The 1,607-nt window shown below is 42.3% G+C and carries 2 protein-coding genes; both read left to right on the top strand.

The annotated features are described in order from the left end of the window. The first annotated feature begins 401 nt into the window (after positions 1-401). The gene (locus GPT33_RS17155) at positions 402-848 is read left to right on the top strand and encodes a nucleotidyltransferase domain-containing protein (protein WP_296811404.1); all 447 of its coding nucleotides are present in this window, start codon (positions 402-404) and stop codon (positions 846-848) included. A gap of 31 nt (positions 849-879) precedes the next feature. After that, positions 880-1,320, top strand: a complete 441-nt coding sequence (locus GPT33_RS17160; RefSeq protein WP_296811408.1) for a DUF86 domain-containing protein — start codon at positions 880-882, stop codon at positions 1,318-1,320. Positions 1,321-1,607 lie beyond the last annotated feature (287 nt).

A 1,607-nucleotide genomic window follows, 5' to 3' on the forward strand; every position in this document is an offset into this window, starting at 1 on the left:
GTGAAATTAAGCGCTTATAATTGCCGTCCCCCAATAATCACACAGGTGTTCGCTTAACCTCCCGAAAAAATGCAATACACTCCGGGTCGCGGGAGTTCGTTTCAGGCACCTATCGGCAGTTCAGACATCTGTTCCAGTCCCGGCACGAGAAAAAACCGAGAGCAGTGAAAGGATTGGATGGGATGTTTTCGTTGAAGCGGCTTTCGAAGGTGATTTGATAATAGGCTATGCGACTATAGCGAAAAACCATTTTCCTTGCATCTGCGGCAAGCTCGACAATCGTTCAGTTTAGTCATGGATTGACATGAATGATTGCATCGCTTACATTGATAGCTACGTCTGATGGGAAAAAGGCAAGGCGCGAAGGGCTTAAAGGATAATGGGCGGTTGAGTAAAAGAACATGGGGGATGTTGATGCATTGAAAGATCATGCCGCAATGAAATCCGTCAAGGCGAAAGTCCAGGATGTCGCTTCAGCACTTTTTAGCGATACACCCGTCCAGTTTGCATACTTGTACGGCAGTTTCGCTAAAGAGACCAACCATCCATTCAGCGATCTTGATGTGGCTATTTATATTGATTGTCTGAATCGAAAGTCATCTCTTGATCTAGAACTATCACTCTCCTTGTCCATGGATCAATCGCTGGAACATATTGTTCCATCTGAAGTTCGTATTATCAATTATCTTCCGCTGACCCTTCAAGGCGATATTATTACATCCGGGATTCTGATATTTTCGCAAAATGAGCAGAAGCGAATTGAATTCGAAACGCGTGTTCGTATGACATATTTTGATTTCTTACCTGTGATACGAAATTATGAACTCGTTTATTTTGGGAATAAATAGCGTTCCTTTTTAATAAGGAACAATCGGTGATATGGTTTCTTCACAAAAAATTGCTGAAAAGCTTATTGCATTAGATGAATTTCTTTTATTACTCAAGGAAATCGGCTCCATTTCATCAGAGGCGTTTTTAAAAGATAAAATTTTAATCGGCAGTGCAAAATATTACCTTCAGGTAAGCATTGAATGTTGTCTTGATATTGCCAATCATATCATCGCATCCGAACGCTTCAGGGCTCCGAAAGATTATGCGGATTCGTTCAAAATTTTGGAAGAAATGAATATCGTACCTGGTGAACTAAGCCAAAAATTACAGCAGATGGCTAAATTTCGAAATCGACTGGTCCATCTATATGGAGAGATCGACAATCAATACGTATATGATTTCATGAGGGAAGATATCGACAATATTCGTGAATTCAGATCCATGATAAAGAATCGCTATCTTCAGTCAGGGTTGAATGGGACAGAATAACGGGCTTTGGATGTCCGACGAATTGCGCCAGATCCGAATGTTTTCCGGGCGCGAGGGCGTTAACATCCATCCTCGATATCATAGTCAGGGCATCAAAATATTAATATAGCCTTAAAAATGCTTTAGGCTGCCATTTAGAAAGCGTTCCCAGAGGCTGAGCTCTTCTTTATTCTGTTCCTCTTGCGGTCGCTGCATTGGGGGGCTTTGAGGCGCTTCTTTTTCCGGGGTTTTGGGCGCAACGGTTTTTTCCGCCACCTCCGAAAATGTCACCCACTCCCCTTTGAACA

The organism is Thiocapsa sp., assembly GCF_011390875.1.
Classification (GTDB): Bacteria; Pseudomonadota; Gammaproteobacteria; order Chromatiales; family Chromatiaceae; genus Thiocapsa.

Bases quoted from the DNA above. Each gene is read 5' to 3' on its own strand.
- GPT33_RS17155 (WP_296811404.1), top strand. From the start codon at position 402: ATGGGGGATGTTGATGCATTGAAAGATCATGCCGCAATGAAATCCGTC.
- GPT33_RS17160 (WP_296811408.1), top strand. From the start codon at position 880: ATGGTTTCTTCACAAAAAATTGCTGAAAAGCTTATTGCATTAGATGAA.